The sequence below is a fragment of the Vibrio sp. Vb2880 genome (assembly GCF_033337975.1).
Taxonomy (GTDB): Bacteria; Pseudomonadota; Gammaproteobacteria; order Enterobacterales; family Vibrionaceae; genus Vibrio; species Vibrio alginolyticus.
Map to the genome: position 1 here is coordinate 1 of NZ_JAWORT010000052.1, position 6,385 is coordinate 6,385.

4 protein-coding genes and 1 pseudogene are annotated in these 6,385 nt (G+C 41.2%); all 5 read right to left on the minus strand.

Translation table 11 applies throughout. The annotated features are described in order from the left end of the window. Positions 1–187: 187 nt before the first annotated feature. The 5 genes and pseudogenes from R7M92_RS24525 to R7M92_RS24545 all read right to left on the minus strand — a co-directional run bounded on the left by R7M92_RS24525 (position 188) and on the right by R7M92_RS24545 (position 6,171). A pseudogene (locus R7M92_RS24525) lies at positions 188–934 on the minus strand (carbon-nitrogen hydrolase family protein). A gap of 139 nt (positions 935–1,073) precedes the next feature. After that, complete coding sequence (locus R7M92_RS24530) at positions 1,074–1,820, minus strand: KilA-N domain-containing protein (RefSeq protein WP_140249540.1); 747 nt, start codon at positions 1,818–1,820, stop codon at positions 1,074–1,076. 635 nt (positions 1,821–2,455) lie between these two features. Then, positions 2,456–3,487 carry a DUF5677 domain-containing protein gene (locus tag R7M92_RS24535; protein ID WP_239938605.1) on the minus strand — a complete coding sequence of 344 codons (1,032 nt, stop codon included), beginning with the start codon at positions 3,485–3,487 and terminating at the stop codon, positions 2,456–2,458. A 684-nt stretch (positions 3,488–4,171) separates the two neighbouring features. Next, positions 4,172–4,519, minus strand: coding sequence for a hypothetical protein (locus R7M92_RS24540; RefSeq protein ID WP_318134539.1), 348 nt, complete (start codon positions 4,517–4,519; stop codon positions 4,172–4,174). Positions 4,520–5,700: 1,181 nt separating this feature from the next. Then, on the minus strand, positions 5,701–6,171 hold the full coding sequence (locus R7M92_RS24545) for a HEPN family nuclease (protein ID WP_140265722.1): 471 nt from the start codon (positions 6,169–6,171) through the stop codon (positions 5,701–5,703). Positions 6,172–6,385: the final 214 nt, after the last annotated feature.

The following is a 6,385-nucleotide window of genomic DNA, read 5'->3' on the forward strand; positions in this document are numbered from 1 at the left end:
CTTCAATGCGAGCTTGCCGAATATTTAACATATATAAATCCTTTTAACTTACCGTCCTCTCGCGGCTACATAACGCCCAATTAAGGTGTGAAGCACGCTACTACAGCACTAGATTTGAACACCGTAAACACTAAATTAGACCCAAACCAAAAATGCCAAGCGTGCTGAATCACTCTTAAATTGTTTGTTATGTTTTAGTAGCCTCGATCTCATTGCCAGCAATAGTACACAAAACCAAACCACTGTCTTTTTCACTAGAGCTAATAATGAGCTTCCCAAATGAATCCCAGACTGAGCTTTTACCACAAGTTTTCCAGCCACCTGTTTCTGAGATATGGTTGCTTAGAAGTACTGGAACTCGTTGCTCTAAAGCAATTTCGGATAGGATTTTAGAATCAGGGGTAAAACCATTACCAGAAATTAGAGCACTTACAACATAAGCATCTGCACCAAGCTTTTTAGCCCGCAGAGAATGTTCCGACGTTATAAAGTCGGCACAAATAGCCAATGCTATTTAATACCCATTCACAGTAAAGAAGTAATCCGTCGCCCCAAAAGAACAATAATTATCTTCGCCTTCATGCAGATATTGCTTTGAATAAAATTGGACTGAGCCATCGGGAAAACAAACTACCGCACCTATTGTTGGCTTTGAGGAATTGTTAGCTTTTAGCGGACAACCTGCAATAACTATAATATCATTTTCAACTGACGCTTGAGAGAGTTCTTTAAAACTCGACGGCTCAGGCGAAAACGCTAGCTCAGCAACTAAATCTAACTCATAGCCCGTCAATGATAATTCCGGAAAAACGACAACATCAGCTTTGTAAGAAGACGATTCCTCGATCATTTTAATGTGATTTTCAATATTTCCACATAAGTCGCCTCTGACGATCGGGATTTGAGCCAAGCTTATAGTTACACCTGTTTCCAAGTTTCCTCCTTAAAACATAACGCCCTGTTAAGGTGTGAGCAACACAATACCGAAGATCCCGCATATCACCTTAAACACTAAACGCAACGCATAGCAAAAATGCCAAGCGTTGCGAATCACTCTTAAACAGATTGTTAGCTTACTTTGCTTCGAGCATCAATGTCTGAATTAGTTGTAGAGCCTGTGGACTACGTTGCTTGAAGTACTTAGGAGCTTGAACTGGAATCCAAACTTCGTTGAAATGGCGGCGGAAGTCTTCATACAGTTCAATAGGGTACAATTTTGCATCCACTTCACGACCATCAGGGTATTCATGCTTATAAGTTGGGAAAGTGTTCGGTTCAATACCCTTGGTATCGCGCAACCACTTACAGAACATGCGTCCTTCCGAAATGTCAGGAACTAAAGATTGCGGTAACGTGTACCCAGCTTGCTCCAGAGGTGCAATGAGGTTTAAAGTCAGCTCATTCAGCATTGAAAAATGAGTATAAGGAACTTTCGAGCGATTTTGCATGTAACGTTCCAAGTGTACTGGCAATACAGCATTTGCACTTCCTTGCTGCCACTCTGTAACCCACTGCGATACTTTTACCGCGAATTTTGCAGACAGCCACTGGGCAAGGTTAATTGCTAAATATGGATGTACCCAAGTACCCTGTAGTTTCGGGTCGCCACCTCGAACGATATGAATTAGCTGATCTTTTGGAACATTAGTTTGAGCCGATAATTCAGCAATAAATTCTTGAGTACCCTTCAAGGAATGGTAATCACCGAAACGCTTTCCGACTGACTGGCACAGTGCTGTTGCACTGATATACCCATCACCAAGGCGTTGTGGAATAATTTCTCCCTCTTCCACACGAGGGATCAGAGCCAACTGATTCATTTACGTCTCCGCATAAACTTTAGTATTAAATCAATTGCCTATTATCTTCTATTTTATTGACTCCGTCTATTAGTAAGCTAACGCCCAGTTAAGGGGTGAACAACGCAATACCGAAGCCGCTGCATACCGCCTTAAACACTAAAACCAACGCATAGTAAAAATGCCACGCGTTGTGAATCCCTCTTGAACTGTTTGTTAGGCTAATTTTACGCTCGCTATTCGCCAGTAGCCTACAAGAACGGCCAATACCACCCATTGCGTTAAATACCATAGATAATACGATGCTTGGCTATCAATTAAGTAAAAATAAATTATTAGTCCGAAACTCGTGAACACCGAAAAGACATATAGAAACCATAGCGCTACACAAATATTATTGTTGAACTCAGAAAGCTTCTCTCCCCGATCTATACCTGAGAGAAATATAAGCCCAAAACCAATAATGCTACCTACTCCAAGCTGGAAAAATGAAAGCGGAACCAAAACCCAAAGCGACATCTTTATCTCCCTGATTAGCCTAACGCCCTGTTAAGGTGTGAGCAACGCAATACCGATACTACCGCATACCACCTTAAACACTAAAAGCAACGCATAGTAAAAATGCCACGCGTTGCGAATCACTCTTAAACAGTTTGTTATAAATCAGTATTCCTCGAAAGCCTGAGAAACTCACGACCAATTTTATCTGAGTACTTTGCCGCTATTTGCAGCATTACAATTGTATCCAACGAGGGCTTATAGGTCAGTAATGTACTCGTTACCCCGAGTAAACTAATGGCTGTAGCATGAGCCGGATCTGTCATACCTGAATTGCTTTGCCCAACTACCAATATGTCTTCGCTACAATCAACAAGCGCTAAGCGGTTTCTCAAACCTTTCGAGCCTGCATGAATATTTTGGCTTGCCCATTTATAATAAGGGCGCATATGTTCAAGCCCCACGTCTTTCTCAATAGCACCGAATCCTACGCGACTATGTCCCGGAAACAAATATGCAGCCCACCCATAATGCCCGGCGTAGCTTCTACCATATTTTATGATGAGATCATCATAAACCTTTTTCAATTCATTCATTTCTATATCTGTTGGTCCCTTTGCTTGTAACCGGTCTTCGTATTTACGATGCTCTTTCATAGCGTCATAAGCATCCACAACATCATGAAAATAAAAGCGTTCCGCACACTCTTGACCGTGATTAAAAATGAATAAGGCAGTGGCATTCACTTCATGTAACGCTCTCCATCTTGAGTGTGCAGCATCAGGGAACCCATTCTTTAATAAGCATAAAATTTCGTTTGCTATGTGGCAGGCTCTAGCGTGATGACGAACTAATAGGTCAAATATCAAGTCCCCTTGTTCTGCTGCTTCTGGGCGATACTTTGAATTTAGAGTTGCTCCCGCTTCAGTACAGATTACGATATGCGTTTCAAGTAGATCAAAAGCCGATTGCCATTTTTCAACATTCATATCCGCAAACGAGCTAAAATCTGACCTGCGATGTGAAAGCATTTCAGGCATTGAGGAATGCAATGATTTACCGATCATTTCTACAAATTCTGGAGTTAAGTCAGCAACCAGCTTTTTGATATCTAGCTCTCGCGCTTTAGCTGGGTTATCAGCAACCAAATCCTCGAGGATTTTATTGAATTGTTCTTGAATAGTTCTCATAAATATTTCTGATTTATAACGCCTTGCTAAGGTGTGAGTAACGCAATACAAAAGCTACCGCACAGCGCCTTAATCACATAAGCCACCGCAAAGTAAAAATGCCACGCGTTACGAATCACTCTTAAGCAATTTGTTAGTACATGCGCTACTTCTATTTATGCGCTCCAAGATATTGAAAACTGGCATGATATGAAAGGCTTTGAACACTGAAGTGAGACGGGCAGCTACAAAACTTTACCCCGATTGAAAGACGAAAGTTGGCTAGAAGAAAAATGCACTGAACTCCCCTACTTTCACTCACTTCAAATTAGGAAAGGATTCGATCTTCGCGCTCCGACGGCAGCGCCAATAGCAACCAAGATTTACTCAGAAGCCTCCACAAAAATGAAGAAGCACCAAAGAAATAGGCTAAGAGTTAGAAACCGTAAACGGTGAAATCAAAGCGAACACTCCGCATATAGTGCCACCGGAAAGAACGTGAAAGGCACTAACTGAAAGGTGTACAGACGAGCGCCAAAACAGATACACACCAAAACTTATGACCTTTGATGCCAAACCCGTACTAACGCCGCGTTAAGGGGCGACAACGCTATGCCCCCCAAACTTAAGCATTGTGCCATAAACACATAAGCCAAACTTTAAACTAAAACCGCCAAGCGTTGGGAGTCCCTCTTGAACGCTTTGTTATGTTGCGAAGCTCGCTATTACGCACGTTAGAAACGCTGGTAAGCCAGAAACAAAAAGCTTGATGCAAAATATCGTGTTTGACGAAAAACGTTCGTCGTCAATTTCATCAGCCACCGAACCATCGACCATTGAACCTGTCACCCTTTCCGCGTTATCGCCACCAAAACCACCTTCAGGAGGATACATAAAAAATAATGCTGCTATTCCCCAAAGAATCATCACGGCAAAGAAAGCGTAGTCAGACCAAAAATTAAGACCAAAGAACCCAGTAGATTCCTCAAATGCGACCACAACGGCGGTTGCAATGAGATTGCTGACAACAAAAAACTTCAATAAATTAAGCACTTTATTCCTCGCAACCCTCTAGCAACATAACGCCGCATTAAGGTGTGAGCAACGCTTCCACGAAACCTAACCATACCACCGTAAACACAGAACCCAACAATGGAATGAAAAATGCCATGCGTTGGGAATCACTCTTAAATGCTTTGTTATGTGAACTATTAATGGTGCGGTTTTGTCTTACCAAAACTAATGCCTACCTTGGGCGCAACTAGTTACAAGATATAATGTAGTCCGTCGACGGTTTTTGCCTATTAAATGTACACGAACTCGCTTCAAGTTTCAGATATTTAGTCTCAGTAATTGAGTACGACATTTCCCAAGGGGATTTACTGAGAATTAGTATGGGACACTGAACTGTATATGCATTTGTTGAACTGCATTCAGGGATACTAATGGCTGATTCAATAATAACTGAGCGCCTGTAGCTGCCTCCGTCATTTCTAGCTTTGATAGTTCGCTCTCCAAGGCCATACATATTGTATCTCATGTCACTATATTGATTATTAATAATTAAGATTTCACTTGAAAATGTCGCAGTGGAGACAAAAGAAAGAGCTAAGGTTAGTAGTTTTGTCGCAATTCTCATATATGGATTCACATTCAATAAAAATGCTCAATAATAAGCAACAAGTTGATAATAAACAAGATTAATCGCAAAACTTCAGGTCACATAACGCCCTGTTAAGGTGTGAGCAACGCAATGCCGAAGCTACCGCATACCACCTTAAACACTAAACGCAACGCATAGCAAAAATGCCAAGCGTTGCGAATCACTCTTAAACAGTTTGTTATAAATCAGCGGTCGTTTCACCACTTGAACGTGTGGTTACATAAGTCGCATGTTACTTCAGCGTCACTATCACTTACCATCTTTACGGAAAACTCTCCCTTGATGCAGTGAACGTCACGATCTAACGATCTCATAAATGGATAGTCATTTTCCGAAATTTTAAACTCCCCTTTTTGATTGCACTCTTTATTAGGGCAATTCATTGGCATCGTATATTTTTCTCTAGCCATACTGAAATTCCTTTTATTATTACAGAAGATTTGAATGTATTTATAACGCCGCGTTAAGTAGTGAGCAACGCAACCACTGAACCTAACCTATTGTGCCGTAAACACTAATACCGATTCAAACTAAAACTGCCAAGCGTTGCGAATCTGTCTTAAACGCTTTGTTATACGTGTTTTACTGTCGACATCAGTGCCGCAATGAAAGTGTTGAGTAGAGACTGCCTAATTTTTAAATAGAACTGATGCCGATTTTTATTTGAAGCTGAGAATACAAGGTAGTTTACACGTTTAATCTTTTGTTGTTTTACATGCCCATGAGCAATCGAGTTTCTAAAATGCCTTAGAATACTACGAGCCGTCGAATTGTCACCTTTAGACAAAATAAGTACATTTTCAGCAAGTAATTCACGTGAAATGTAATTTTTAATGTGTAAATCTGATTCCGGCACCTTTTTCTTTACTTGCACCTTGAGATTGTTGGAACGCTTAAATGCAGTGAACCCCTTAGCCCGGATATCGAAGTTACCCTTTTGGTCGATTTCTTTAATATTCTGCTCCCAAGGAATCAATACATCCAAGTACAGAGTTGCCGCTACAGCTCTCTCAATCATAATATCCTCAATACTAGTGGACACGTATAACGCCCTGTTAAGGGGTGAGCAACGCAATACCGATGCCGCCGCATGCCACCTTAAACACTAAAACCAACGCATAGTAAAAATGCCACGCGTTGCGAATCCCTCTTGAACAGTTTGTTAGGTGGGATTGTCGCACGCCATAAGCAATGCTTTCAGCTCTAAATTCAATGAAGCCTCACCAATTTTTCTTGCTGAATTTCCCAATTGATTG